Origin of the sequence: Streptomyces sp. NPDC051172 (genome assembly GCF_040682555.1) — a bacterium.
Classification (GTDB): Bacteria; Actinomycetota; Actinomycetes; order Streptomycetales; family Streptomycetaceae; genus Streptomyces.
The window spans coordinates 16,696-42,018 of record NZ_JBFBBE010000050.1; the positions used below are offsets into that span (position 1 = coordinate 16,696).

Here is a 25,323-nt window from a genome sequence, read left to right on the forward strand (position 1 = left end):
GGTAGGTGCAACGACGACCAGGGAACGCACCGCACCGCGGGAGACTCCCATGAGCGTCACCCTCGTTCACCCACGACCCAAGTTCGCTCCGGCCCGCCTCACCGAGCCGCCGCCGTCCGGCTACCTCCACATCGCCGCCGCGGTGGAACCCCCGGACGGGATCGGCAGACCCGGCCACAGTCGCGACAAGACGCATCTGCTCGATGTCCTGCGGGCCGAGGCGGAGGACCTCGCCAGCCTGGTCGAGGTGAAACGGGCGAGCGTGTACCGGGCCGCCGCCGTGGCACCGACCGTCGGCCTGCACTCGGACACCGCGCACCCGGCCCGCTACGACGTCGTCGTCCTCGTCGAGACCAGGACACCGCAGGACATCGACCAGGTGCAGGACAGCGCCGCCTGCCTTCGCCTGCACCGGCGGCTGGAGCAGGCCGCGGGCGATGTCCATGTGATGGCGGCCCGCTGCGACAAGTGCGTAGCCGACGTGGGCCGCAGCCAGGAAGGCCTGTTCCAGTTCAGCTACTTCGTCGGTGACGATCCCGAGCTCACCGCGGAACTGTGGGAGCACCTCGCGGGCTGGTACGCCGCGGAGACCGGCCTCGACAACTCGCTGCTGCTGCAGCCCCTCGACGGCACGACCTCCGATTACTGCTTCGTCGGTCATGCCCACTGGGACCTGAGCCTGGCGGCCGTCGCCCTGCGCCAGTTCAGCAAGCCGAGCTTCTACCGCTTCCTGCAGCCCACGCTGAAGGAGAACCGCACGACCGTGATGCCGGTGCTGTACCACCTCGTGCGGCTGCGGGACCGGTGACGCCTCCTCAGGCCCGCTCGTCCGGTCCCATCATGTCGTCGAGACGGGTCGTCTCACCGGCGTGGCGCGTGCGCACCCTGCGGTGGTGGCGATGGTTCGGCCGGTGCGAGACGCCGTTCACCGCGGCGGCCAGCGCCAGGCAGAAGATCAGCGCCAGCGCGAGGCCGGAGCTGAAGACGGCCAGCGTGTTCATGGTGGCGATGTGGTGGTCGAGCACCGAGACGGTGTATTCGGGGCCCCCGGACAGGTTGCCGGCGATCGCCAGGGCGGTGAAGGCGCCTGTCGCCCCGAGGAGAAGCAGTCCGATGAGCAGCATCCGAGTCATCTCCTCGAAAGAGGTGTTTCACCAGTACGGGTACCCGTGACCCAGCAGGCCATACGAGGCCCCGCCGGGCCGGCCACGAGGAAGAAGATGATGGCGATGATCTCCCAGCTGATCTCGGTTCCCGCCGACGGCGTGGCACTCCCGGGCGATCTGGTCCTGCCCGACTCGGCCCGCGCGGTCGTGGTGTTCGCGCACGGCAGCGGCAGCTCCCGGCACAGCCCCCGCAACCGCGCGGTCGCCGCCGAACTGCGCACCGTCGGACTGGGCACCGCACTGATGGACCTGCTCACCGAGGAGGAGGACCGCCGGGACGCCTCCACGGCGGAGTACCGCTTCGACATCCCTCTCCTGGGCCGCCGAGTCGTCGCCGTGGTCGACTGGCTGGAGACACAGCCCGACACCGGGAAGCTGCCGGTGGTCCTGTTCGGTGCCAGCACCGGGGCGGCAGCGGCCCTGGTGGCCGCCGCCGAGCGGCCGCGGCGGACCCTGACCGTTGTGTCGCGGGGCGGGCGCCCGGACCTGGCCGGCGATGCGCTGCCCGGCGTACGGGCCCCGGTGCTCCTGATCGTCGGCGGCCGTGACCCCGAAGTGCTGCGGCTGAACCAGGCGGCCGCCCGGGAGCTCAGCGGCCCGCACTCGCTGCGCATCGTGCCCGGTGCCACTCACCTGTTCGAGGAGCCCGGTGCGCTGGAGCAGGTCGCGGAGATGGCACGGAACTGGTGCGAGGACCGTCTCAAGATCGCAGGCGAGGCCGCGGCGGAGCAATGAGGGGCGAGAGCCGCGCGCATCCTCCGCCGTAGCTGCCGGTGTCCGCGGCCGGCCTGTTCCCTCCGGGTCGCGGCCGCGCTGACGCTGCTGCTCAGCGGCCCTGGCACCGCGCCTGCCATCGCCGCACCCCGCCCGTTGGTCATCCAGGCCGACTCCACCCCCGGGGGACGGAGGGACGGCCGGGGCGCGTGCTTCGACCGGCGTGTGAGGGGTACGCGGGGAACGCACCGAGGGGGCCGTCCGCGCGGGAAGGAGTGGCGACCGCGATGCAGTTCCATGACCGCACGGAGGCCGGGCGGGAACTGGCCGAACGGCTGCGGATCCGGCAGGAGAAGGACGTCCTGCCGCACCCCGTCGTCCTGGCTCTCCCACGCGGCGGCGTCGCCGTGGCCCGGGAGGTGGCGCGGGCGCTGGGCGCCCCGCTCGACGTCCTGGTCGTACGCAAGATCGGCGCCCCGTTCCAGGAGGAGCTCGGGGTGGGCGCGATCGTCGGCGACGACGATCCCCTCTTCGACGAGGACGCCCTCGTACAACTGGGCCTGACCCGGGCCATGCTGGCCCCGGTGGTGGAACGTGAACGCAGGGAACTCCACCGCCGCGAACGCCTCTACCGTCAGGGCCGCCCCGCCCCCGACCTGACAGGCCGCACCGCCATCGTCGTCGACGACGGGCTCGCCACCGGATCGACGGCCCGCGCCGCCCTGCGATACGTACGGCGGCAGGCCCCCGAGCGGGTCGTGCTGGCCGTGCCGGTCGGCTCGCCGCACGCGGCGGACCAGATGCGTGCCGAGGCCGACGAGGTGCTCTGTCTGCAGCAGCCGGCGTCCTTCATGGCCGTGGGCCTGTGCTACGAGAGGTTCGAGCAGCTGACGGACGAGGACGTGCTGAGGGCCCTGCACACGGCGGCCGGCTGAACCCGCTGCGTACGGGGGCGTCGATGAACCGACGGAGAGGCCGGCCCGACACCCACGGTGTCGGGCCGGCCTTTGCGTTCGCAGGCGTCAGTCCGTGCCGGACTCCATCGCGGCGCGGTCCAGCAGCGCGTCCTCCTCCGAGACCTCGCCGCGGGAGGCGATGGCCTCCGCGCCGCCCTCCGGCAGCTCCGGCATGGTGCCGATCAGGCCGGTCGCGGCGGCCTGGGAGGCGCCGATGGTGGGGCTGCCGGTGCCGATCAGGCCGAGGCCGACGTACTGCTCCAGCTTGGCGCGGGAGTCGGCGATGTCCAGGTTGCGCATGGTGAGCTGGCCGATCCGGTCCACCGGGCCGAACGCCGAGTCCTCGGTGCGCTCCATCGACAGCTTGTCCGGGTGGTAGCTGAATGCCGGGCCCGTGGTGTCGAGGACCGAGTAGTCCTCACCGCGGCGCAGCCGCAGCGTCACCTCGCCGGTGACGGCCGCGCCGACCCAGCGCTGCAGCGACTCCCGGATCATCAGCGCCTGCGGGTCCAGCCAGCGGCCCTCGTACATGAGGCGGCCGAGGCGACGGCCCTCGTTGTGGTACTGGGCGAGGGTGTCCTCGTTGTGGATCGCGTTGACAAGCCGCTCGTACGCGGCGTGCAGCAGGGCCATGCCGGGCGCCTCGTAGATGCCGCGGCTCTTGGCCTCGATGATCCGGTTCTCGATCTGGTCGGACATGCCCAGGCCGTGGCGGCCGCCGATGGCGTTGGCCTCCATGACCAGGTCGACGGGGCAGGCGAACTCCTTGCCGTTGATCGTCACCGGGCGGCCCTGGTCGAAGCCGATCGTCACGTCCTCGGTGACGACCTCCACCTCGGGGTCCCAGAACCGCACGCCCATGATCGGCTCGACGGTCTCGACACCCGTGTCCAGGTGCTCAAGCGTCTTGGCCTCGTGGGTGGCGCCCCAGATGTTGGCGTCGGTGGAATACGCCTTCTCGGTGCTGTCCCGGTAGGGCAGGCCGTGGGCGACCAGCCACTCCGACATTTCCTTGCGGCCGCCGAGCTCGGTCACGAAGTTGGCGTCGAGCCAGGGCTTGTAGATCCGCAGGTGCGGGTTGGCGAGCAGGCCGTAGCGGTAGAACCGCTCGATGTCGTTGCCCTTGAAGGTCGAGCCGTCGCCCCAGATCTGGACGTTGTCCTCGAGCATCGCCCGCACCAGGAGGGTGCCGGTGACGGCGCGGCCCAGCGGAGTGGTGTTGAAGTAGGCACGCCCGCCCGAGCGGATGTGGAACGCCCCGCAGGTGAGCGCGGCCAGGCCCTCCTCGACCAGCGCCGCACGGCAGTCGACGAGACGCGCGATCTCGGCACCGTACGTCTTCGCACGGCCGGGCACCGAGGCGATGTCGGGCTCGTCGTACTGGCCGATGTCGGCGGTGTAGGTGCACGGGACGGCACCCTTGTCGCGCATCCACGCGACCGCGACGGAGGTGTCGAGGCCGCCCGAGAAGGCGATGCCGACGCGCTCGCCGGCGGGCAGGGAGGTGAGGACCTTGGACATAGGAAGAGTATGCATGATCTCGCATGATCATGCAAAGCCTTGGATGGGGAGCGCTGAGGGGCTGCTCCCTGTGCACTCCGATTCCTCGGGGTTCCTGCCCCCGGGACGCCGCCGCTCAGGCACCATGATCGTGTGACATACGCGGTGACTGTGGACGTGGACCTCCCCAAGGGCGCCCCGGAGCTCGACGTTCTTCAGCGGGAGGGCGTCGGCTTCCTGCTGCGCAAGGGGCTCGATTCGATCGCGGCCATCGAGGGGCCCGACGGAATGGAAGTCGACCTGGTGGACGACGTCATCGCCGTCCATCCCGCCGGGGTCCTGCTGAAGCTCTTCGTCGACGCACCGGCACTGGAGTTCGCCGAGGACGCCGCCCGTGAGGTCGTCGCGGAGCTGCTGGAGCGCAGTGAACCCCTTGCCGACTGGGAGATCACCCGCTGCGGGGTGGAGCTGCATCCCGACCTGCTGCAGGAGAGCCTGGACGCGGCCGACGGCCCGGACGCACCGCCCGCGGATCCCGCCGAACGCGCACGCCGGCATGCGGCGGCCGAGCCCGCGACCGGCCCGGGCCGTCTCGACCGCGACGAGGTCGACGCCATGCGCAGCACACTCCGTGCTCTCGCACCGACGCTGCGGGCCTTCCCGCTGGAGGCCTTCGGCCACCACGAGGACGAGGAGGAGCGGACCGTCGGCCGGGAGGCGGCGGAGGTCGCGGCCGGTGCCGTCGTGTACGCCATCGATCTGCTGGTCGACGAGCTCTTCACGGACCTGGCCGGTCTGGAGGAGGACGGGCCCACCGTCGCGGAGACCGACGCGCCGTTCATGGTCCTCGACGATCTGCCCCCGCAGTTCGCCCTGCAGTACACGGTCCTGTTCGTCCGCCGCCTGACCGTCACCGCGGTGAGCATGACCGGCCGCCTCACCCAGCCGCACTTCGGCGGGCCCAGCTGCGTGGCCGAGGAACTCCTGCTGAAGTTCCTGCTCGCCCAGGCCGAAGTGACGGCCGACCTCTACGAGCTGCTGAGCGACGAGGTCGAAACCGCCCTGCAGGTCTTCGCCGACGGCCTGTTCGAGGACCTGGACCACGACTGGCTGTACACCCCGACCGCGGACGGCATCGCCAAGGGCGCCGTGCAGGACTGGTTCATCCCCTTCGGCGAAGAGCGATACGTCCATCCCTATGCCGCCAATGACGACGGCGATGACGAGGAGCACCTGGACTGACCCGTCCTGGACGGCCCACCCTGGACCGGCTCCGGTCGGCCCACGGCGGTCCTACTGTGGTGTCCGTGCACATCGGCTTCCCCTCCGACAGCGACGGCCCGGGCGCGGCTGCGGCCAGGATCACCGGGCGTACCGTGCGCGGCGAGCGACAGTTGTCCGCGTCCCTCGCCGAAGTCGGCCTCGACGACGGGTGGTCGGTGATGGTCAAGCGCGGTGACGATCCGGGCGCGGTGCAGGCCGAGGCGGCCGGGCTGCGCTGGCTGGCCGACGCCGGCACGGTCCGCGTTCCGGACATCCATGGGCACGACCAGCGCTGGCTGGTGACGGGCGTGGTCGCGCAGGGCCCGCCGACGTCCCCGGCGGCGGTGCGGTTCGGGCGCGGGCTGGCCGCCCTGCACGCCGCCGGTGCCCCCGTGTTCGGCGCGCCACCACCCGACGGTCCCGTGGACGCGTACATCGGGCGGGCTCCGATGCGCAATGTCCCCGGCACCGACTGGCCCCGCTGGTACGCCGAACACCGCGTGCTGCCCTACCTGCGCAAGGCCGTCGACCGGGGCACCGTCCGCCCTGCCGAGACGGCCGTGATCGAGCGCGTCTGTGAACGGCTGCCCGAACTGGCGGGGCCCGCCGAGCCGCCCGCCCGGCTGCACGGCGACCTGTGGAACGGCAACGTGCTGTGGGGAGCCGACGGGCAGGTCTGGCTGATCGACCCGGCCGCACATGGCGGCCACCGCGAGACCGACCTGGCGATGCTGCACCTTTTCGGCTGCCCGCACCTGGAGCACGTACTCGACGGTTATCAGCAGGCGGCGCCGTTGGCCGACGGATGGGCGGACCGGGTAGGGCTCCATCAGCTCTTCCCGCTGCTGGTGCATGCCGTGCTGTTCGGCCGCGGATACGCCGAACAGGCCCTCACGGCAGCACGAAGGGCCCTCGCGTGACGAGACGCGAGAGCCCTTGCGTGAAGCGAGCGGCGAGGAAAGCGAAGGGACTGGCATCAGAAGGTGTTTTGAGAAGGAAGTCCCGTTCATGGCCTCGCCTGCGGCCCACCCTAACAGTCAGTCGGGGATCAGGTCGCGCAGATTTTCCGGGGTGAAGATCCGCGAGTCCGGGTGCAGTCCGTCCGGCCGCTCCGTGCTGCGCACCGCGCCCAGCCGCAGGTTGATGAACTCCGACGCGCCGTCCGGCGCCTCGGTGATGTCGCCCGAGTGCTCGCCCTCGAACTGGGTGAGCGAGGTGTACGACAGCCAGGACACCGTGCGGTAGCGGGCGTCCAGCAGCACCGCCGACAGGTCGAAGTCCGTGCGCTGCTCCGCCTGCTTCCAGTGGACGAAGAACCGCAGCAGCTCCCCGGCGACCGTAGTGACCGAACCGCGGGGCAGCACGCCGAGGCCCGCCGCGGTCGCCCGCCCGCTGAGCGGGAGCGCGACGTCGAGGACATCGGGGTCGACCAGCAGGCGCTCGGGGGACGGAAGCCGGCGGCGTATCTCCGCGTCGAGGGCGGCGATCAGCCGCTTGCGCTGCGCCGGCGCCAGCGGTGGCCGGGTGTCGTCGGTGACCCACGCGCGGCCGCGCCGGTTGACGAAGACCCGGCGTTCGCCGGTCTCCTCGGCCCGGTTGTGCAGGTGTTCACGCACCGACAGCACGATGCGGCCGGCCGCCTGGGACACCACCTGCTCGGCGGCGGCCACCACGGACTCGCGCTCGTCCTCGACCTGCGCCGCGCGCAGCAGCCGGTCCAGGGAACGCAACAGCTTGCCCGGCGCGGACTTGAGCAGCTCGGCCGCCCCGGTCACGTCGTCCCTGTCCAAGAGCTCCTCGACGCGGCTGTCGAAGGACCGCACCCGCTGTTCACCGCGGGCGACGGCGAACACCTCCGCGGCATGCGGCCACTGCGGGTACTCGTGCGGGTGGAGCCGCTCACCGAGCCGCTTCCACGGCTCGCGACGGACGGACACATCGGCCAGCTTGGCCGGGGCCGCCGCGACGAGCGCGTCCAGAGCGGCGAGCAGAGCCCGGCGCACCGGACGCGGAAGCGTACCGAAACGGGTCGGCTCCAGGAGCGTCACATCACCGCCCGACATCGCGCAGGCCAGCCGCAGCACATCGGTGACGCTGTCGAGCAGAAGACCCGAACCCGCCGTCAGACGCGCCGCGTTGACGACCGCACGGTTCTCCCGGACCGGGATCGCCTCGGGCTGCGGCCCGTCCACGCAGTGCCCGGCGAGCACCCCGAGATCGCCCAGGTCGTCCTCGCCCAGCGGAGTGCTGCTGCCGGCAAGCGCCAGATACAGCGCCCTGACCTCGTCCTCCACCGTCCCACCCAGGTGCAGCACGGTCAGCCGGTCGCCCGCCGCCGCGATCAACTCGTCGTGGGCGGCGAGCATTTCGGCGTACGTGTGCCGGTAGGTGCCGTAGGAAGGCAGCGTGAGCAGGTCCACCACACCGCTCTGCAGCTGGGCGAGCGTCCCCTCGCGGGTCTTGTCCTCGGCGAGCGCCCCGGCGATGCACCGCATCCAGAAGTCGAAGGTGTCCGGCACATGGGCCGGGAAGTCGATGAAGTACACGTTGTGCCGGACGTGGTCGCCCACCATCTCGCGGACCGTGCGCAGCGTGCGTACGGCGGTGTCGACGACCGTGCCCTCGGACAGCCCCGACAGATGCGTCAGCAGGTCCGCCGAGAGCTTGAAGCCCGCCGACATCAGCACGGCGTCGAACTGCCGTGCAGCAACGTCCCCTCGACCGGCCGGGCCGGTCGGCAGGGGAAGACGGTGGGTGTGCCGGATGACCAGTGGTTCCGGACGGTCGGACATTCCGGAAGGATCGCAGAGCCGTGCCTGCCCACGCATTCGGGTTTTCTGCCCGACCGCGCCCCTTCCGCCTCACGCGTCCCACGACTTGTGGGTTTTCCGTGTGGATGCGGCTCGTAGATCTTTCGCGGAGCGCGCCTGACGTGCACAGTCGGGATCCGCCATCGAGGCGAGTGCCGCGCGCTTGGAGGACCGCTGATGGGAGCCCACGACCACCCGCAGCCGCAGGACGCCGATCCCGCTGCGGACGGCATCGGACGCAGACGCTTCCTGGGATACGTCCTGGCCGCCTCCACGCTCACCGTCGCCGCCGAGCTCGGCGAGGCCGCCCTCGCGCCCGGCCGGGCCGCAGCGGTCGTCCCCTCCGCGCCCGGACCGGCCGAGCTCTACGACCTCAACGACATGCTCACCCATGCCACCCTGCCCACGGCGAACCTGATCACCGTCCGGGTCGACACCGACGGCACCGCCTCCTTCGCCCTGCCCCGGGCCGAGGTCGGGCAGGGCATCACCACCTCCAGCGCGATGCTCGTCGCCGAGGAACTCGACCTGCCACTGGACAAGGTCCACGTCACCCTCGCCGACGCCCGCCCCGAGCTGTTGTTCAACCAGCTCACCGGCGGATCCAACACCACCATCTCCACCTTCACCCCGATCCGGGTCGCGGCAGCCGTCGCCCGCGGCCGGCTCCTTCAGGCCGCAGCCCTCGAACTCGGCGAGGCCGCCGACACCCTCACCGCGAAGCTCGGCGTCATCACCTCCTCCCTGACCGGCAAGAGCCTCACCTACGGCGAACTCGCCGCGAAGGCCGCCGCAGTGACGACCAGCCAGGTCTCGGTCACGCTGAAGAAGTCGTCCGAGTTCAAGGTCATCGGAACCGCGCAGCGACGCGTCGACGCACTGGAGGCCGTCACCGGCCGCAAGAAGTTCGCGATGGACGTCCACGTGCCGGGTGCGCTGCCGGCCATGGTGTGCCGTCCGCCCACGATCAACGGCACGGTCCGCACGGTTGACAACCTCGACGAGGTGCGGGCCATGCCCGGCATCACCGACGTCGTACGGATCTCCACCGGCGTCGCCGTCCGCGGCCGCACCTTCGGGCAGTGCATCGACGCCGTGCGCGCCCTGAAGGTCGCCTGGGGCCCCGGCACCGTGGACGACGCCTCCGACGACACCATCCGCGACGAACTGCGGGGGGCCGAACTCCCGCTGCCCGCCCTGGACCTGCTCACCAAGTCGGTCGACGCCCGCTTCACCTTCCACTTCGCGAGCAACAGCGCCCTGGAGACCAACTGCGCCGTCGCCGACGTACGCGAGGACTCGGCCGAGATCTGGGCCAGCCTCAAGTCCCCGATCACCGCTCAGGAGCAGATCGCGCTCACCCTCGGACTGCCCGCGAGCGCCGTCAAGGTGCATGTCACCCAGGGCGGCGGCTCCTTCGGACGCAAGCTCTTCCACGACGGCGCCGCCGAAGCCGCGGAGATCTCCAAGGCCACGGGCAAGCCGGTCCGGCTGATGTGGCACCGCACCGACGACTTCCGCCAGGGCCGCACCCACCCCATGTCCACCTCACGGGTGCGCGCCACCTATGCGCTCGGCCAGGTCCTCACCTACGACCAGCGCCACACCTCCGTGGCCACCGACTTCGGCCACGGCGTCGGCGAGATCATCACCTCGGAAGCGGCCCGACTGCCCGTCGGCGACCTCACCTTCTCCGAGACGATCTTCACGCTCACCCAGCAGACCCCGTACAACTTCGGCGTCGTCACCCAGCTCCTCAGCGAGACCGACAAGGGCTTCCACACCGGCTCCATGCGCAACATCTACTCGCCCAACGTGCGCTGCGCGCAGGAGCTGATCGTGGACGAGCTGGCCAAGCGGATGGGCAAGGACCCCTGTCAGTTCCGCCGCACCTTCCTGAAGGACGAGCGGGCCCGGGCCGTCCTGGACAAGGCCGCCGAGGTGGGCAGTTGGGGACGCAGCATGGCGGCCGGAACAGCGCAGGGCATCGCGCTGCACCCCGAGTACCACGCCTACGTCGCCGTCCTCGCCGAGATCGACTGCCGCCCACGGACCACCGGCCGCAAGGTCCCCGACGCCTACACCGGACCACGCGTCACCAAGGTGGTCTGCGCGGTCGACGCCGGGCTCGCCGTCAACCCGCGCGGCCTTGAGGCCCAGATGATGGGCGGCATCATGGACGGCATCGCGATCACCCTCAGCTCCGGACTGCACCTGGCCAACGGGCACTTCCTGGAAGGCAGTTGGGACAACTACTTCTACACCCGCCAGTGGAACACCCCGCCGGAACTGGAGATCGTCGTCATGCCACCGACCACCGGCAGGCCCGGCGGCGCCGGCGAGCTCGCCGTCGCGGGCGCGATGGCGGCCGTGGCCTGCGCGTACGGGCGCGCGACAGGCACCATGCCGACCACGTTCCCGATCAACCACGCAGGTCCCCTCGGTTTCGAACCGCTGCCCACCACCCCGCCGATCCCGGCGTCCCCCACCGACGGCCTGAGCCGCGCCTACTAGGAGCCCAGGAGGTTCTTCGTGCCCGAACACACCTTCATCCTCAACGGCAGACCGGTGACCGTCGACATCGAGGACGACGTACGGCTGCTGTGGGTGCTGCGGGACGTCCTGGGCGTCACCGGACCGAAGTACGGCTGCGGGCTCGGCGTGTGCCAGGCCTGTACGAGCCACATCAACGGCAAGGCGTTCAACCCCTGCAGCGTCCCGGTCAAGGACCTCGGCCCCACCGACGAGGTGACGACCATCGAGGGCCTGCCCGCCACGGTCGGCAGGGCACTCCACCCGATGCAGGAGGCCTGGCTGGAGTACGACGTCGCACAGTGCGGCTACTGCCAGCCCGGCCAGATCATGACCGCGGTCGCCAAGGTCCGCCAGGCTCGCGAGGAGGGCCGCGACATCAGTGAGGCCGACCTCGACGAGATCCGCAACGTGTGCCGGTGCGGGACGTACCACCGTATCCGGGAGGCGATTGTGGCCGGTGCGCAAAAGTACTGAACGGGCGCTGAGCGCTCTACGGGGATCCGGGTGCTGCTCAGGGGCCGGTTCCGTCGGATCCGTTCCCGGTGCTGTACGTCCTGCCGTACGGTCGTGGGTATGTCGAAGGCAGTGACGATCCGGGTCCCCGACGAGCTCCACGCGCAGCTGCAGGAGCGGGCAGAGGCCGAGGGCACCACGGTGACCGCACTCATCACCGAGGCCGCACGCAACGCCTTGCGCGACCCCCGTCTCGAAGGCGCCGCGGAAACCTTCCGCAAGTTCGTCAAGGACAATGCGGACGCGTTCGACGCCGCCTTCCCCGACGACGCCCCCGCCCGTCCGGACGCGGCCGAGGGCCCGGGGCGGGCCGCCTGACGTGGAACTCCACATCGACATCCGCTGGCTGCTCGAGTGGCAGGCGGAGGTGCTGCCGAAGCACCGGAAGTCCACGACTTCTCCAACCTCGTGGCCGCCATCGCCCGGCACCGCGTCAACACCCCGCAGGTCGGCGCCACCGTGGACAACGCCTGGCGCGCGGCCGCCCTCATGCACGCAGTCATCCGACTCCGCCCCCTGCCGGCCCGCAATGCCCTGTACGGCGCCGCGATCGTCGTCGCCTACATGGCCGCCACCGGCGAGGCCGTCGACCCGCCTTACGGAGCGCTCATCGACCTCGCCCGGGACATCGACGTCGGCCGCGCCGACGGATACGACGCCGCCGACCGCATCCGCTCGTGGCGCATCTGACCACCGGCTGAGCCGCCGGCGTGCTCCACAGCCGGTGCCCAGGGTCTTGCGAGGGTAGGCGGACGCGAGACGCTGGTCGCGCCCACGCGGCGGAGCCGCATATGGATACGCCTCGCGCCTCTTCGGAGCACTGCTCAGTTGTTGCGCACCGCCTGGAGCAGGTGCTCGCGGACCAGGGCTACGTGAGGGTTGGCGGAGGCGCCGGGGCGTTGGACGAGGAAGGCGGTGTTGATGGGTGGGTCGTCCGGGTCGTGCAGCAACACCAGGGCGCCCGAGGCCAGTTCGGCGGTGCACAGATAGCGGGGAAGGACCGTGAAGCCCGTACCGCCGACCACCGCTGCCTTGACCGCGTTCAGGTCGGGCATGGTGACCGCCGGCTGGCGGACGAGGCGTCTGCCGAAGACATGACGCCAGTAGCGGCGCACGATCGGCAGATCCTCGGCGTAGGCGACCAGGGGCACGCCGTGGAGGGCGGCGGGCCCGGCGGCGGCGATCCCGGCCGGCCCGCCGATGCGCTCGGCCCGGTCGGGGGCGGCGACCAGCACGAAGTCCTCGTCCGCGAGGGGCACGGCGGCCAGGGTCCGGCCGCGTGGCCGGAAGGTCGCGATCACCAGGTCGTGGCGGCCCGCCCGCAGGTCGTCCAGGAGCGGCTCGGTCAGTCCGGGGGTGATGCGCAGCCGTACGCCTCGGTCCACCAGCGGCGCGAGACCGGGCAGAACGGATCGGGTCAGGAACTCGTGCGGTCCCGCCAGGTGCACCGGATCCGGCGACTGGTCCTCGGCCGGTCCGCCCCGACCGGTGATCGTGGCGAGGGAATCCAGCGGCTCCACGATGCGGGCGGCGAGCTCGTCGGCGTACGGAGCGGGGGAGACCCCGCGGGCCTGGCGCTGGAACAGCTCCCGGTCCAGTTGCCGCTCCAGCGCGCGCACCTGCGTCGTCACCGTGGGCTGCGACAGCCCGAGCAGACGCGCCGCGGCCGTGAAGGAGCCGGTGCGGTAGACGGCGAGAAAGGTACGCAGCAGATTGAGATCGAGTGCCGTCGAGCCGCCGACCTGGGCTCTCTCCTGCCCGTCATAGGTTTCCCTATTCCTCATATCGATGAGCCTATTGGATTCCAATGGCAGGCGGAGCTTACGTTTGGATCACCACTACGCTGACGACCCTTCGGAGACAGAGCATGTCGAAGATCCTTTTCGTGATGACCGGCGTCGACCACTGGACGCTGGCCGACGGCACCCGCCACCCCACCGGCTTCTGGGCCGAGGAGGCCGTCGCTCCCTACGAGGCGTTCAAGGCCGCCGGTCACGAGATCGTCGTGGCCACTCCGGGCGGTGTCGTGCCGACCGTGGACAAGGGCAGCCTCGCCGCCCAGTACAACGGCGGGCAGGAGCAGGCCGACCGCGTCGCCGGCGTGCTCGCCGCGGCCACCGAGCTGCAGCACCCCATCAGCCTGCAGGACGTGAACCTCGACGAGTACGCCGCCGTGTACTACCCCGGCGGCCACGGCCCGATGGAGGACCTCGCCGTCGACGCCGACTCCGGCAAGCTGCTCACCCTCGCCCTGGAGTCCGGCAAGCCGCTCGGCGTCGTCTGCCACGGCCCGGCCGCGCTGCTCGCCGCCGAGCGGGACGGCGTCAACGCCTTCGCCGGGTACCGGGTGGCCGCGTTCACCAACGACGAGGAGACCCAGTCCGGCTTCGCCGACAAGGCCAAGTGGCTGCTGCAGGACCGGCTGACCGAGGCCGGCGTGCAGGTCCAGGTCGGTGAGCCGTGGGCGCCGCACATCGTCGTCGACCGCAACCTCGTCACCGGCCAGAACCCGGCCTCCTCCGCCCCGCTCGCCGCGGAGCTGCTCAAGACCCTGGGCTGAACGTGACGTCGGCGGCGGGACAGGGACACATGACCGCCGGGACTTCGGGTAGCCGCCCCGGCGGACCACTGGCGGGCACAGTGACGTGTCCCGCTGTTCGACCCGGTGATTGGATCAACCGTGACCGACTACTCTCCCGACGGCTCCACCCCCGCCGTACATCAGGCCCTGCGTGCCGTGGTCGGGGGCGATGCGGACGAGGCCGAGCTCAACACCCTGGCCGGCAGCGAGGTACTGGTGCCGGCCGGTTCCGGTGCCGCCGAGGAGCAGGATCCCTCGGCGGTGACCCTGCCCGTCTACGCACAGGAGGACGGCACCGAGCTGGTGCCTGTGTTCACCACCGAAACGCGTCTGCAGTCGGCGCTTCCGCAGGTCACACAGCATCGCCGGATGGCGCTGGGCACGCTCGCCCACCGCTGGCCGTCCGAGACGCTGGCGCTCGTCATCGACGCCGGTACACCCGAGGAAGTGGCTCTGACGGCTGAGGGGGTCAGGCAGCTGCTCGACCGCGGCGCCGCCTGAGGTCACATCTCGGCAGTTCCTTTCGTCATCCCGAAGGGGAACAGGGTCCCCCGGAGGGAGCGTGCGCGATGGCGGGAACCACGTTTACGGGAATGACGCGGCAGGTGAGTCTGCTGGGCTGCGGACTGCTGGCGGGGACAGCCGTCACCGTGGGCTTCCTCGAGCTGGCGCTACGGAGGCTGAGTGGACCGGAGTACGTGCGTGTACGGCAGGCCGAGTTCGCCGTCTTCACCTGGTTCATCGGCGGCGTCCTGGTGCCGACTCTCATCGCCGTGACCATGCTGGCCGTGCAGGAACGGAGGGAGCTGCCCCGCCCCGCACTCCCTCCGGCGGCCTTCGTGCTCGCCCTGCTCCTGCTGGCCCTCGCGGTCTCCCTCGCCGTCAACGGCCCCATCAACGTCGAGCAAATGAGCTGGAGTCCGCAGAATCCCCCTGCTGACTGGGCCCGCATACGCGATCGCTGGCAGATCGCGCATGGCGTGCGGACCGCCGCGATCGTCGTCGCGCTCGGTCGCCTGACCGCAGCGACCGCCGATCGACGCCGACCGGCTGTCGTCTGACTGGGCGTGGGCGTTCCCGCAGGTAGGGGAACGCCCACGCTCGGGTCACCGCGCGGTCAGCTTCCACAGATGGTCGGCCGTGCCGTTGTCGTCCCACTGCAGGACCTGCGCCCCGGACGACGTACTCATGTTGTTCACGCCCAGCAGCAGCCCGCTGTTGTAGTTGGCGATCTTGTAGTAGCCGTCGCCGGACGGGATGAGCTGCCAGAGGTGGTCGGCGGTCCCGTTGTCACTCCAGATCAGGGCCTTGCCGCCGTCCGACGTGCTCATGGAGTCGATGCCCAGCAGCAGTCCGCTCGCCCTGTTGACGATCTTGTAGAGGCCGGAGCCCGCGGGCGTCAGCGTCCATGACTGGCTGCTGCCCGTGCTCGACGTCGCCTGGACGACCGAGGTGCCCTGCGCCGTCCCCGCACCCGAGGTGTCGAGCGCGAGAGCGCTGTTCTTGTTGGTGATCTGGTACGTCCCGGCCAGCGAGGTCGAGGTGCCGCTCGGGGTGATCACCAGGTGATAGCCGTCGGAGGCGTTGGTCGTCACGGGCACGGTGATGGAGCCGTTGGAGGCGGTGTAGTCGGCGTCGGAGATGGTGACCGGACCGGAGACCGCCGTCGTTCGCCCCTTGGAGGGCGTGTACTCCAGCTTCACGTGCACGGTGGACCCGAACGCCGACAGCGAGCCGAGCCCCTTGACGGTGACCGCGCTTGAGCCCGCCCCGCCGCCGAAGATGACACTCACCTGGTTGCCGGCGCCGTTGAGCGAGGCCGCGCCGTCGATGCCCGTCTGCGCCGGGGGAGTGGTGACCAGCATGTTCCCGGACATGTCGCCGTACCACTTGTAGAGCCAGTACGCGCCGTTCGGTGAAGCCCCGGTGTCGGTCAGGGTGTCGCCGAGGGTGCCGTAGTGGTTCCAGAAGGCCATCTCGGCGTCGCGCACGCCCGCCCGCTCGAACTTGGCGGCGTAGCTGACCATCGGCCCGGGGACGCCGACCTCGCTGGGCGTGCCGTACTCCTCGATGGCGATCGGGCGGTGGCTGAGACCGAGGCTCGTCTCCAGCGCCCGGTAGTCGGCCACGTGCGCGGCGATGTTCGCGCTGGTCTGCAGCTCGTGCCAGGCGACGATGTCGGGCACCCCGTTGTTCGCGATGGCGTCCTGGAGGAACGACTTCATCTTGCTGTCGGTGTACGTCGCGAAGCTCGGCCCCTGGATGGGGGTGCCGGTGTCCTTGGACCGGACCTCCTTGTAGGTCCTCGCCCAGCCGTCGTCGAAAGCACCGGCCGCCGAGGTGTTCCAGGTGCCCTCGGGCTCGTTCCACAGCTCGTAGGCGGCGATGTTGGTGGCGCCTGACGACTTCACGGACGCGACCTGCTTGTCCACGGCGGACAGCCAGTCGCTCCAACTCACCCACTTGTACGGGAAGTTCGGATACCAGTCCGGCATGCGTACGACGACCTTGGCGCCGGCCCGCGCCGCCTTGGACGCCACCACGAGCGCGTCGCCCGCGGGCTTGGGCTCGCCGTTGGGCAGCTGGGAGCCGCCCGGGGCCATCTGCACGAAGGTGTTCGGCTTGAGCGCGGCCGTCAGGCTGTCGGAGGGGGTGCTCGCGTCGGCGAGCCCGTACAGACTGCCGGTCGCCACGTGAGTGACGGGCCGCAGGGTCTGGTCGGCGTTGACGACCAGGGTGGTGGACGCTGTGGGGGCCGCCTGCGCGGGGGTGGCCACGGCGAGGGCGGCAGCAGCGAGAGCGATCGCGCCGACGCTCGCGGTCAGGCGTGTGGGGACGGGTAGTCTTGTGCGGCTCATGACACGGTTCTCCTCATGGAGGGGGATGGGGGGAACAGGCAGGACAAATCAGCCTGCGGTTCGGCGGCGCCCCAAAAGGGCGCGGGGCTGTTTCGATGTGCGGCTCCGCCGCGCGGGCGCGACCAGCCACGACGGCGCTGCAGACCGACGCCATATCGCCGCCCCGCGGCGCAGCCGCAAATCGACACAGCTAGCGGAGCGCTCAGCGCCGCCTCAGTCCTTCACGGCGCCCGCGGTCACACCCGCGGCCACATAGCGCTGTGCGAGGACCAGCAGTACGGCTGCGGGGACGGACGCGACGACGGCGGTGGCCATGATCGCGTTCCACTCCTGGTTGTTGTTGCCGATGTACTTGTAGATGCCGAGGGTGATCGGCCTCAGATCGCCGCCGCCGTCGAGGGTGTTGGCGAAGACGAAGTCGGACCAGGCCCACAGGAAGCTGAACAGCGAGACCGTGACCAGGGCGTTGCGGCTCACCGGCAGCACGACGGACCAGAAGGTGCGGAAGGTGCCGGCACCGTCGATGCGGGAGGCGGCGATCAGCTCGCCGGGGATCCCCGACATGAACGCCGTGAAGATCATGACTCCGAAGGGCACGGCGATGGTCGAGTCCGCGATGATCAGGCCCCACCAGGAATTGAGCAGCCCGAAGTCCAGGAAGATGCCGTAGAACCCCATCGCCATGACGATGCCGGGGATCATCTGCGCGATCAGCAGCCCCAGACCGAGCGCCCCGCCCCCGCGCGGACGGAGTCTCGCCAGCGAGTAGCCGGCCGGGGCGGCGAGCAGCAGGGTGAGTGCGACCGTGCCCAGGCCGATGAGCAGGCTCGTGCCGAGATACGGCAACTGGTCGTCCAGGACGGCCTTGTAGCCCTCGAAGGTGGGGTGCAGGGGCAGCAGGTCGGGCGGGTCCTTGCGCATGTCCTGCTGCGGGGTGAGGGACACGTTGAGCATCCAGTACACGGGGAACAGCATCAGCGCGGTCAGGATCAGCCCGATGGCCGTGTAACGGCGGGCAGGCGTACGGGACTTCATGCTTCCTGCCTCCTCTGGACGCGGATGTACAGCAGACCGAAGACGAGGGCGATGAGGATGAGGATGTTGCCGACCGCGGCGCCGGGGCCGAACTTGGGCAGCAGCGTGCCGAAGCCGAGCTGGTAGGACCAGGTCGCCAGGGTGGACGAGGCGTCGCCCGGGCCGCCCTTGGTCATGATCCAGATCAGGTCGAACACCTTGAGGGTGTAGACGAGCCCGAGCAGCAGGGTGATCGCGGAGACCGGGCGCAGCAGCGGGAAGGTGATGCGGCGGAACTGCTGCCAGGCGCTCGCCCCGTCCAGCGCCGCCGCCTCGTACAGCTCGGCGGGGATGTTCTGCAGGCCGCTGTACAGGATGACCAGGTTGAACGGGATGCCGATCCAGATGTTGGCGACGATCACCGAGGCCAGGGCCCAGTCCGGCGAGGTCAGCCAGCCGACCGGGTTCACCCCGAGGAAGTGCAGGAAGTAGTTCACCACTCCGGACTCGCTGTTGAACATCCACGACCACGTCGACGCCGACACGATCAGCGGCAGCAGCCACGGGATCAGGAACAGCGCGCGCAGGGTGGGTGCGAGCCGGAAGTGCCGGTTGAAGAAGACCGCCAGGGCGAGCCCGATGACGTACTGGAAGGCGATCGAAACGAAGGTGAAGATCATCGTGTGGCGTATCGCCGGGCCGAACGTCGGGTCGTCCAGGACCTTCCGGAAGTTGTCCCAGCCGGAGAACGGCGCATCCCCCGCCACGAACGACCGCACGGTGTAGTCGCGCAGGCTCAGGTCGAGGTTGCGGTAGAGCGGATAGACGTAGAAGGCGGCGAGGTAGGCGAGGAGGGGGGTGACGAACGCGAGCGCGGTCAGCCGGCTCCTGCGCCGGTGCCGGCGGCGCATGGACTCGGCGTCGGTGCCGCTCGCCCCCGCCGCGGCGGACGCTGCCCGCCGCGGACGGTCGACCCGGGCGATGGTCATGCCGGCCCTAGCCCTTCTGCGCGCTCGACTGGGCCGTGTCCAGGGCGTCCTGCGGGCTCTTGCTGCCCGACAGCGCCGCCTGGACGGCGGTCCACATCGGCTGGGAGATGGTCGGGTACTTGGTGCCCAGACCGCCGCTGGTACGGCCGCGGGCCGCGGCCACCGCGTCCACCCAGGGCTTCAGCTTCGGGTTCTGCTTCACCTGCTCGGCCTGCACGGCGGCCGTCGGCGCGACGTACTGCAGCGTCGTGTCGGTGGGCAGCAGGTTCGCGTCGTTGGTCAGACACGTGACGATCTTCTTGCTGACGTCGTAGCGCCCGGTGTCCTTCTGCACGGGCACGGTCACGAACTCACCGCCTGTCGGCACCGGCGCCGAACCGCCGTTCTGCCCGGGGATGTTGATGATTCCGTAGTCGAAGCCGGCCTTGGCCGCGTTGCCCAGCTGCCAGGTGCCGTTCTCGCCGAACGCGTAGTCGCCGGTGGCGAACTCCTGCCAGCTGGTGGTCTGGGTGTTCTGCAGGACGTCCTTGGGGGCGTACCCCGCGTCCACCCACTGCTTCCACAGGGAGAGAGCCGCAACTCCCTTGGCGGAGTCGAGCTTGGTCAGGTCGCCGCCCGCGCCCCAGAACCACGGCAGGAACTGGAAGCTGCCCTCCTCCGTGTTGATCGCGGAGAACGTGATTCCCTTCTTCCCGGCCGACTTGACCTTCTTCAGGGCGGCCGTCAGGGAGTTCCAGTCCTTGATGGAGGCCGCGTCGACACCGGCGGCGGAAAGCACCTTCTTGTTGTAGTAGAGCGCGAGGGTGTTGGCGCCGATCGGCACCCCGTAGGAGGCGTTGTCGATGGTGCCCGCGCCGATGATGTTCTTCTGGATCAACTTCGTGTCCAGGCCGAGATCGCTGGTCTTGTTGAGGATCCCGGCCTCGACAAGCGTGGAGACGACCGGGTTGTCCACCAGCATCACATCGGGCGCATTGCCCTGCTGGGCGGCCAGCAGCGCCTTGTTGCCGAGGTCGGTGGTGTCGTACGCGGTGCGCTTGAGCTTCACCCCGGCCTTCGTCCCGCACCCGGTCAACAGCCTGCCCCAGGCCGAGGAGGCGTCGAACTGCGGGTAGGGGTCCCAGAAGGTGTACGTCCCGCCGGCCTTGCCGGAGGAGGAGTCCGAGGAGCCGGAGCCGCCTGAGCAGGCGGTCAGGGAGGCGAGCGTGCCGACGGCCGCGAGCGCGGCGAGGAGGGTGCGGCGGGTGGGTATCACGGGGTGACCTCGTTGTCGTAGACCGAAGTTGAGGGTGTGTCAGGAGGTGGGCAGCCAGACGCGCATGGCGCCGTCCTGCCGGTTGGCCCAGGCGTAGTAGGGGACCGCCGTGAGCTCGACGGACTCGCCGTCCGCGGGGGTCTCATGGGTGCCGGCCGGTCGGTAGGGCCACCACCCCGCATCGGGGATGACGCGCCGCCGCCCGGCCGCCACGACCGTGGTGACCCCGCCGAGCAGGTCCGGACGGTGCTTGACGGCGAGCGGACGGCTCGGGTCGAGGACGATGTCGTCGAGGCCGCCGCCCGGGTGGTCGACCTGCTCCAGGCAGTACACGAGCGGCCCGCGTTCGATCGCCGCACAGCCGCGCACGGCATCGACGCGCGGGTCGCCCGCCGTCAGCCGCGGCTCCAGGCCGAGTTCGAGGACGACCTGGTCACCCGGCGTCCAGGTGCGTTCGATGCGCAGCCAGCCCTCGGTGACCGGAGCGTCGCTCTGGTCGTACGTCACCTCGCCGCACCGCACCCGGAACTCGCGGCACCACTGCGGGATGCGCAGCGACAGCGTCCAGGGCCGGTCGGCCGGGGTGTCCTCGACGGTGAGGGCGATCGTGCCGTGCCAGGGGTAGTCGGTCTCGGCGCGCACGGCGATCGGTCCGGCGGCGTAGCGGCCGGTGACGTACTGGTGGATCTGCAGACCGTCGTCGTCGCCGGTGGCGAGGTAGTGCTCCAGGCCGGCCAGCAGCCGCATCACGTTCGGCGGGCAGCAGGCGCAGCGGAACCAGCGGGTGCGGCGGGCCGACTGGTCGCCGCCGGGGTCGGTGTGGCCGTCGCGGACCTGCAGCGGGTTGACGTACAGCCAGCGTTCGCCGTCCAGCGAGACCCCGGCGAGGAAGCCGTTGAACAGGGTGCGCTCGATCAGGTCGCCGTAGCGGGCCTCGCCGGTGAGCAGGGCCATGCGCCAGCTCCACTGCACGGAGGCGATGGCGGCGCAGGTCTCGCAGTAGGCGCGCTCATTGGGCAGTTCGTACGGGTCGCCGAAGTCCTCCTCCTCGTGATGGGCGCCGAGGCCGCCGGTGAGATGGGTCTTCGTGGTGGTCATGGCGTGCCACAACCGCTCGGCGGCGGCGCGGAGTTCGCCGTCCCCGGTCTCGGTGGCGAGGTCGGCGGCGGCGGCCAGCAGGTACAGCTGCCGTACGGCGTGGCCCTCGACGTTCGTCGCCTCGCGCAGTGGCACCCGGTCCTGGCAGTAGGCCTCGCCGCCGAGCAGACCGTGGCCGTGCCGGTCGACGAAGTAGCCGGCGAGGTCCAGATAGCGGCGCTCGCCGGTCTCCCGGTACAGCTCGACCAGGGCGGTCTCGACCTCGGGGTGGCCGTCGATGCCGTCGATCTCCTTGCCGCTGCCGGGCGGGCCGAAGACCGAGTCGATGTGGTCGGCGAACCTGCGGGCCACGTCGAGGAGGTCACCGCGTCCGGTGGCCCGGTGGTGGGCGACCGCGGCCTGGATGAGATGGCCCGCGCAGTACAGCTCGTGGCCCCAGCGCAGGTCCTGGTAGCGCTCGCTGCCCTTGACCAGCTGGAACCAGGTGTTGAGATAGCCGTCCGGCTGCTGGGCGGCGGCGACCAGGGAGACGATCCGGTCGACGTCCGCCTCCAGCTCGGCGGACGGGCCCTGGGCCAGCTGCCAGGCCGCCGCCTCCAGCCACTTGTAGACATCCGTGTCGACGAACGGGTACGCGCCCTGGAAAGCGCCCTCGACGGAGCCCGCCGCGAGCCGCAGATTGTGCAGGTTGCCCGCGGACTCGAGCAGGTCCGGGCCCTGCGGGATGGACGTACGCGCGTTGACCTCGCGGCGCACCTGCCAGAAACCGTCGGTCACTTCGGCCGCGGCGGGGCGCAGGACGGAGTGGGCGCCGGGGCCCAGACGGACCGGGCCGGTGGGGGAGGGCGGGGTGGCGTCGGTGCGGGGCATGGCTCTCCGAGAGGTGGAAGGCGGGGGGAGCGACCGGAACTGGGCAACGATCTGCGCAACCGTTTGCCTCGCCGATGAGTAGAGGGTAGGCAGGGGATCGCGGTCAAGGGCTCTGCGCAAGATTTCTCTCGTTGCTCAAGGGCTGGCACTCCGCCGGACCGCCTGCGAGCATGGACCGCGCCGAGCCCGCCAGGGACGACGACTGAGAAAAGGATTGCCCGTGACCGAAGCCGCTCCGCGATCCACCACCGGCCGGGCGAAGCTCGCCGACGTCGCCGCCCTCGCCGGTGTCAGCGTCGGCACGGCATCCAAGGCGCTCAGCGGCAGCGGCCGGATGCGCCCGGAGACCCGGCAGCGGGTGCTGGACGCCGTGGAGACGCTCGGCTTCCGACCCAACCAGCATGCGCAGAGCCTGCACACCGGCCGCAGCTGGACGGTCGGGCTGATGACGACGGACGGCATCGGCCGCTTCAGCACGCCCGTGCTGCTGGGCGCCGAGGACGCGCTCGGCGCCGGGAAGATCTCGGTGCTGCTGTGCGACACCCGGGGCGACACCATCCGCGAGCAGCACCACCTGCGCAACCTCATGGACCGCCGGGTCGACGGCATCATCGTCACCGGTCGGCGCACGGACCCGCGCCCGCCCCTGAGGGGCCTCGACGGCATCCCCGTCGTCTACGCGCTCTCCCCGTCCACCGACCCCTCCGACACCTCGGTCGTCTCGGACGACCGGGGCGGCGCCCATCTCGCCGTCGAGCACCTGCTGGCCACCGGCCGCACGAAAATCGCCCATGTCACCGGCCCCGAACACCATGCGGCCGCCCGCGACCGCGCCCGCCACGCCGTCGACCTGCTGGAGCGCTCCTCCCTCCAACTCGCCACCGGCCGCGTCCACTTCGGGGAGTGGAGCGAGGCCTGGGGGCGCCGGGCCACCGATGCCGTCCTGCGCACGGCCCCCGACACGGACGCCGTCTTCTGCGGCAACGACCTGATCGCACGAGGCGTCGCCGACGCACTGCGCGAGCGCGGCGTCGACGTACCCGGCCAGATCGCCGTCGTCGGCTACGACAACTGGGACACCATGGCCCTGGCCTGCCGCCCGCCGCTGACCACGATCGACATGGACCTCACCGAGATCGGCCGCATCGCCGCCCTGAAACTGCTGGAGGCCATCGACTCCGAGGCGGTTCCGGGAGTGCACACGGTGCCGTGCCGGCTGGTGGTGCGCGAGTCCACCTGACGGCCCCTCCCGTGGCGTTGACGGATACCCGCCGGGCTCCCGACGATGATCGGCATGCGTTTCCTACGGCGACTGCGCGGCGACCTCTCCGCAGGAGAGAACCTGGAGCTCTATGTCACGGCGCTGCTGTCCCTGACCCTGGCCGTGCTCGGCGTGTTCGACGTGGCCGGCGGCAAGGTCCTCGCCGCCGCCACCCTGGCGACGCTCGCCCTGCTGGCCGGGAGCCTGCTGGGCAGCCGGCGCCAGATCGCCGATCTGGCCGCCGAGGTCCGGGCCGGCCGCTCCGGGGAGGTCTCCGCGGCCGACTTCTTCCGCAGGGACAGCCCGAGGCCGTCGAACAGGTCCGCACCGCACGGGACATCAGGATCGTCGGCATCACCCTCGCCCGCACCCTGCGCAACCTCGTCGACGAGCTGGAGCACCGCGCCGCAGCGGGCGCAGTCGTCAAGGTCGCACTGATCGACCCCATGTCGACGGCGCCCGCGGAGGCCGCCCGGCGCAGCACCGTCGCCGACCGGCCCGAGGTCTACGAGAACCGGTTGCGCCCCTCGATCGACCTGCTCAGGGAGCTCGTGGAGAGGCCGGGAGTGGACGGCAGGGTCGAGGTCAGGTTCCTGTCCTTCGTGCCCGCCCACGGGCTGATGCTCCTGGATCCGGGACGGTCGAGCGGCACCATCCACGTCGACGTGTACTCGCACAGCTCCGCCAGCGGTGACGCCGTCTTCACGGTGAAGCCGGGGCGCGACGGCCACTGGTACGAGCACTTCCAGACCGAATTCGAACGCGTGTGGGAATCTGGTCGGCCGGCCGGTGAAAGGGACGGCTTTCCCGGTGCCCGGTGATGGAAGGTGCGACGAGCTGTTCACTGGACGTTCAGGCGGGCGACCGTTTGTTCGGTCCCCAGTGAGTAGGTTCCCTTTCATGGCGACTGCACAAGCAACTGACAACAATCCCGGCGAGCTGAAAGACGTCCCGGGCTGGTTCCCGCCGTTGGACCAGGTCCTGTTCACGTGGTTCCTCGAGCGTCAGGAAACGCGTGGGTTCCGGGGCGACCTGCTGGAACTCGGCGCCTACATGGGCAAGAGTGCGATCCTGCTCGGCCAACACCGCCAGGACGGCGAGAAGTTCACCGTCTGCGACCTCTTCGGTGGCGACGCCCCGGACGGAGCCAACCAGGCCGAGACGGCGAAGTCGTACTCCTCGCTCACCCGACAGGCCTTCGAGCGCAACTACCTCTCCTTCCACGACGCCCTGCCCAGGGTGATCGAGGCCCCCACCTCCGTGATCTCGAAGGAAGTGGCCCCGGGCAGCTGCCGCTTCGTCCACATCGACGCCTCGCACCTGTACGAGCACGTCCACGACGACATCGGCGCGGCCCGCGACCTGCTCGTGCCCGACGGCATCGTCGTCCTGGACGACTTCCGCTCCGAGCACACCCCCGGCGTCTCGGTCGCCACCTGGGAGGCCGTGCTCAACCGCGGGCTGCGCCCCATCTGTCTCAGCACCCAGAAGCTGTACGGCACCTGGGGCGACCCGGAACCGGTGCAGGAGGAACTGCTGGCGATGCTCAGGGACCGCACGGACGTCGGCCTGAGCGTCCAGGAGGCCGCGGGACACTGCCTGGTCCGCACCCGCGCACAGAAGGGGATGCAGCCGCCGCCCTTCCCGCGCTCCCGGTACTACACGGCGCCCGAGTCGCGCACATCCCCTGCCACCGCTCCCGCCGCCCCGGTGGCCTCCGCGCGCCGTCGGCCCCGTTCCCGGGTCCGCCGCATCGGCGTGGACCTGCTGCCTCCGATCGTCACCCGGGCGATACGCCGGGCTCTCGCGCCCGGCGCTCAGGCGGCCCCGCGGCGTCCGTTCGCGCAGTAGGCCCGGATCTCGTCCCGGTGAGCGGGTGGGCCCTCCTGCCCGCTCGGCTGCCGTCGGAGCCCTGGCCGAGGAGACGCTCCGCTAGGGCC

Annotated in this window: 23 protein-coding genes and 2 pseudogenes; 16 read left to right on the forward strand and 9 right to left on the reverse strand. The window is 70.7% G+C overall.

The features are described from left to right. Window positions 1-49 precede the first annotated feature (49 nt). Entirely contained in the window at window positions 50-808 is a 759-nt protein-coding gene (locus AB0N07_RS27380; protein ID WP_365839427.1) for a hypothetical protein, read from the forward strand. A gap of 7 nt (window positions 809-815) precedes the next feature. Here the strand turns inward: AB0N07_RS27380 and AB0N07_RS27385 are convergent, their stop codons facing one another. Then, the gene (locus AB0N07_RS27385) at window positions 816-1,124 is read right to left on the reverse strand and encodes a hypothetical protein (RefSeq protein WP_365839429.1); all 309 of its coding nucleotides are present in this window, start codon (window positions 1,122-1,124) and stop codon (window positions 816-818) included. A gap of 105 nt (window positions 1,125-1,229) precedes the next feature. On the opposite strand from AB0N07_RS27385, the gene AB0N07_RS27390 reads away from it, so the two are divergent. Continuing rightward, the gene (locus AB0N07_RS27390) at window positions 1,230-1,901 is read left to right on the forward strand and encodes an alpha/beta family hydrolase (protein ID WP_365839431.1); all 672 of its coding nucleotides are present in this window, start codon (window positions 1,230-1,232) and stop codon (window positions 1,899-1,901) included. A 266-nt stretch (window positions 1,902-2,167) separates the two neighbouring features. Further along, on the forward strand, window positions 2,168-2,815 hold the full coding sequence (locus AB0N07_RS27395; protein WP_365839433.1) for a phosphoribosyltransferase family protein: 648 nt from the start codon (window positions 2,168-2,170) through the stop codon (window positions 2,813-2,815). 87 nt (window positions 2,816-2,902) lie between these two features. On the opposite strand, the gene argG is transcribed toward AB0N07_RS27395, so the two are convergent. After that, complete coding sequence (argG, locus tag AB0N07_RS27400; protein WP_365839527.1) at window positions 2,903-4,357, reverse strand: argininosuccinate synthase; 1,455 nt, start codon at window positions 4,355-4,357, stop codon at window positions 2,903-2,905. 132 nt (window positions 4,358-4,489) lie between these two features. Between argG and AB0N07_RS27405 the strand changes: the two genes are divergently transcribed. Beyond that, on the forward strand, window positions 4,490-5,578 hold the full coding sequence (locus AB0N07_RS27405; protein WP_365839435.1) for a hypothetical protein: 1,089 nt from the start codon (window positions 4,490-4,492) through the stop codon (window positions 5,576-5,578). Window positions 5,579-5,643: 65 nt separating this feature from the next. Then, entirely contained in the window at window positions 5,644-6,519 is an 876-nt protein-coding gene (locus AB0N07_RS27410) for a fructosamine kinase family protein (RefSeq protein ID WP_365839437.1), read from the forward strand. A 198-nt stretch (window positions 6,520-6,717) separates the two neighbouring features. Here the strand turns inward: AB0N07_RS27410 and AB0N07_RS27415 are convergent. Beyond that, window positions 6,718-8,391, reverse strand: a pseudogene (locus AB0N07_RS27415) (hypothetical protein); the annotation flags it as partial. A gap of 195 nt (window positions 8,392-8,586) precedes the next feature. On the opposite strand from AB0N07_RS27415, the gene AB0N07_RS27420 reads away from it, so the two are divergent. The 4 genes and pseudogenes from AB0N07_RS27420 to AB0N07_RS27435 all read left to right on the forward strand — a co-directional run bounded on the left by AB0N07_RS27420 (window position 8,587) and on the right by AB0N07_RS27435 (window position 12,147). Further along, window positions 8,587-10,923 (forward strand): molybdopterin cofactor-binding domain-containing protein, encoded by a 2,337-nt coding sequence (locus AB0N07_RS27420; RefSeq protein ID WP_365839440.1) that lies wholly within the window; start codon window positions 8,587-8,589, stop codon window positions 10,921-10,923. A gap of 18 nt (window positions 10,924-10,941) precedes the next feature. Further along, window positions 10,942-11,418, forward strand: coding sequence for a (2Fe-2S)-binding protein (locus AB0N07_RS27425; protein ID WP_365839442.1), 477 nt, complete (start codon window positions 10,942-10,944; stop codon window positions 11,416-11,418). A 99-nt stretch (window positions 11,419-11,517) separates the two neighbouring features. Beyond that, on the forward strand, window positions 11,518-11,775 hold the full coding sequence (locus AB0N07_RS27430; RefSeq protein ID WP_365839444.1) for a ribbon-helix-helix domain-containing protein: 258 nt from the start codon (window positions 11,518-11,520) through the stop codon (window positions 11,773-11,775). Between the two features lies 1 nt (window position 11,776). Next, window positions 11,777-12,147, forward strand: a pseudogene (locus AB0N07_RS27435) (toxin Doc). Window positions 12,148-12,281: 134 nt separating this feature from the next. Here AB0N07_RS27435 and AB0N07_RS27440 read toward each other — a convergent pair. Then, window positions 12,282-13,241 (reverse strand): LysR family transcriptional regulator, encoded by a 960-nt coding sequence (locus tag AB0N07_RS27440; protein ID WP_365839446.1) that lies wholly within the window; start codon window positions 13,239-13,241, stop codon window positions 12,282-12,284. A gap of 83 nt (window positions 13,242-13,324) precedes the next feature. On the opposite strand from AB0N07_RS27440, the gene AB0N07_RS27445 reads away from it, so the two are divergent. The 3 genes from AB0N07_RS27445 (at window position 13,325) to AB0N07_RS27455 (ending at window position 15,099) form a co-directional block, all read left to right on the forward strand. Then, a complete protein-coding gene (locus AB0N07_RS27445) occupies window positions 13,325-14,017 on the forward strand; it encodes a type 1 glutamine amidotransferase domain-containing protein (protein WP_365839448.1) in 693 nt (230 codons plus the stop codon). 120 nt (window positions 14,018-14,137) lie between these two features. Further along, window positions 14,138-14,539: an SseB family protein gene (locus tag AB0N07_RS27450; protein ID WP_365839450.1), complete on the forward strand. Its 402-nt coding sequence runs from the start codon at window positions 14,138-14,140 to the stop codon at window positions 14,537-14,539. A gap of 92 nt (window positions 14,540-14,631) precedes the next feature. Further along, a complete protein-coding gene (locus AB0N07_RS27455; protein WP_365839452.1) occupies window positions 14,632-15,099 on the forward strand; it encodes an anthrone oxygenase family protein in 468 nt (155 codons plus the stop codon). Window positions 15,100-15,144: 45 nt separating this feature from the next. Here the strand turns inward: AB0N07_RS27455 and AB0N07_RS27460 are convergent, their stop codons facing one another. The 5 genes from AB0N07_RS27460 to AB0N07_RS27480 all read right to left on the reverse strand — a co-directional run bounded on the left by AB0N07_RS27460 (window position 15,145) and on the right by AB0N07_RS27480 (window position 22,122). Then, window positions 15,145-16,896, reverse strand: coding sequence for an RICIN domain-containing protein (locus AB0N07_RS27460; protein ID WP_365839454.1), 1,752 nt, complete (start codon window positions 16,894-16,896; stop codon window positions 15,145-15,147). Window positions 16,897-17,109: 213 nt separating this feature from the next. Then, entirely contained in the window at window positions 17,110-17,931 is an 822-nt protein-coding gene (locus AB0N07_RS27465; protein ID WP_365839456.1) for a carbohydrate ABC transporter permease, read from the reverse strand. Next, a complete protein-coding gene (locus AB0N07_RS27470; protein ID WP_365839458.1) occupies window positions 17,928-18,899 on the reverse strand; it encodes a sugar ABC transporter permease in 972 nt (323 codons plus the stop codon). Before AB0N07_RS27470 ends, AB0N07_RS27465 begins: the two co-directional genes overlap by 4 nt. A 7-nt stretch (window positions 18,900-18,906) precedes the next feature. After that, a complete protein-coding gene (locus AB0N07_RS27475) occupies window positions 18,907-20,154 on the reverse strand; it encodes an extracellular solute-binding protein (protein WP_365839460.1) in 1,248 nt (415 codons plus the stop codon). A 39-nt stretch (window positions 20,155-20,193) separates the two neighbouring features. Beyond that, window positions 20,194-22,122 carry a beta-L-arabinofuranosidase domain-containing protein gene (locus tag AB0N07_RS27480; protein WP_365839462.1) on the reverse strand — a complete coding sequence of 643 codons (1,929 nt, stop codon included), beginning with the start codon at window positions 22,120-22,122 and terminating at the stop codon, window positions 20,194-20,196. A gap of 220 nt (window positions 22,123-22,342) precedes the next feature. Between AB0N07_RS27480 and AB0N07_RS27485 the strand changes: the two genes are divergently transcribed. From AB0N07_RS27485 to AB0N07_RS27500, 4 genes are all read left to right on the forward strand, one after another. Further along, window positions 22,343-23,362 carry a LacI family DNA-binding transcriptional regulator gene (locus AB0N07_RS27485; RefSeq protein ID WP_365839464.1) on the forward strand — a complete coding sequence of 340 codons (1,020 nt, stop codon included), beginning with the start codon at window positions 22,343-22,345 and terminating at the stop codon, window positions 23,360-23,362. A 54-nt stretch (window positions 23,363-23,416) separates the two neighbouring features. Next, window positions 23,417-23,821, forward strand: coding sequence for a hypothetical protein (locus AB0N07_RS27490; protein WP_365839466.1), 405 nt, complete (start codon window positions 23,417-23,419; stop codon window positions 23,819-23,821). 8 nt (window positions 23,822-23,829) lie between these two features. After that, a complete protein-coding gene (locus tag AB0N07_RS27495; protein ID WP_365839468.1) occupies window positions 23,830-24,204 on the forward strand; it encodes a hypothetical protein in 375 nt (124 codons plus the stop codon). A 79-nt stretch (window positions 24,205-24,283) separates the two neighbouring features. Next, on the forward strand, window positions 24,284-25,234 hold the full coding sequence (locus AB0N07_RS27500; RefSeq protein WP_365839470.1) for a class I SAM-dependent methyltransferase: 951 nt from the start codon (window positions 24,284-24,286) through the stop codon (window positions 25,232-25,234). Window positions 25,235-25,323 lie beyond the last annotated feature (89 nt).

Coding starts and splice junctions, on each gene's coding strand:
- AB0N07_RS27380 (WP_365839427.1), top strand. CDS start 50: ATGAGCGTCACCCTCGTTCACCCACGACCCAAGTTCGCTCCGGCCCGC.
- AB0N07_RS27385 (WP_365839429.1), bottom strand. CDS start 1,124: ATGCTGCTCATCGGACTGCTTCTCCTCGGGGCGACAGGCGCCTTCACC.
- AB0N07_RS27390 (WP_365839431.1), top strand. CDS start 1,230: ATGATCTCCCAGCTGATCTCGGTTCCCGCCGACGGCGTGGCACTCCCG.
- AB0N07_RS27395 (WP_365839433.1), top strand. CDS start 2,168: ATGCAGTTCCATGACCGCACGGAGGCCGGGCGGGAACTGGCCGAACGG.
- argG (WP_365839527.1), bottom strand. CDS start 4,357: ATGTCCAAGGTCCTCACCTCCCTGCCCGCCGGCGAGCGCGTCGGCATC.
- AB0N07_RS27420 (WP_365839440.1), top strand. CDS start 8,587: ATGGGAGCCCACGACCACCCGCAGCCGCAGGACGCCGATCCCGCTGCG.
- AB0N07_RS27430 (WP_365839444.1), top strand. CDS start 11,518: ATGTCGAAGGCAGTGACGATCCGGGTCCCCGACGAGCTCCACGCGCAG.
- AB0N07_RS27440 (WP_365839446.1), bottom strand. CDS start 13,241: ATGAGGAATAGGGAAACCTATGACGGGCAGGAGAGAGCCCAGGTCGGC.
- AB0N07_RS27445 (WP_365839448.1), top strand. CDS start 13,325: ATGTCGAAGATCCTTTTCGTGATGACCGGCGTCGACCACTGGACGCTG.
- AB0N07_RS27455 (WP_365839452.1), top strand. CDS start 14,632: ATGACGCGGCAGGTGAGTCTGCTGGGCTGCGGACTGCTGGCGGGGACA.
- AB0N07_RS27460 (WP_365839454.1), bottom strand. CDS start 16,896: ATGAGCCGCACAAGACTACCCGTCCCCACACGCCTGACCGCGAGCGTC.
- AB0N07_RS27465 (WP_365839456.1), bottom strand. CDS start 17,931: ATGAAGTCCCGTACGCCTGCCCGCCGTTACACGGCCATCGGGCTGATC.
- AB0N07_RS27470 (WP_365839458.1), bottom strand. CDS start 18,899: ATGACCATCGCCCGGGTCGACCGTCCGCGGCGGGCAGCGTCCGCCGCG.
- AB0N07_RS27480 (WP_365839462.1), bottom strand. CDS start 22,122: ATGCCCCGCACCGACGCCACCCCGCCCTCCCCCACCGGCCCGGTCCGT.
- AB0N07_RS27490 (WP_365839466.1), top strand. CDS start 23,417: ATGCGTTTCCTACGGCGACTGCGCGGCGACCTCTCCGCAGGAGAGAAC.
- AB0N07_RS27495 (WP_365839468.1), top strand. CDS start 23,830: ATGTCGACGGCGCCCGCGGAGGCCGCCCGGCGCAGCACCGTCGCCGAC.
- AB0N07_RS27500 (WP_365839470.1), top strand. CDS start 24,284: ATGGCGACTGCACAAGCAACTGACAACAATCCCGGCGAGCTGAAAGAC.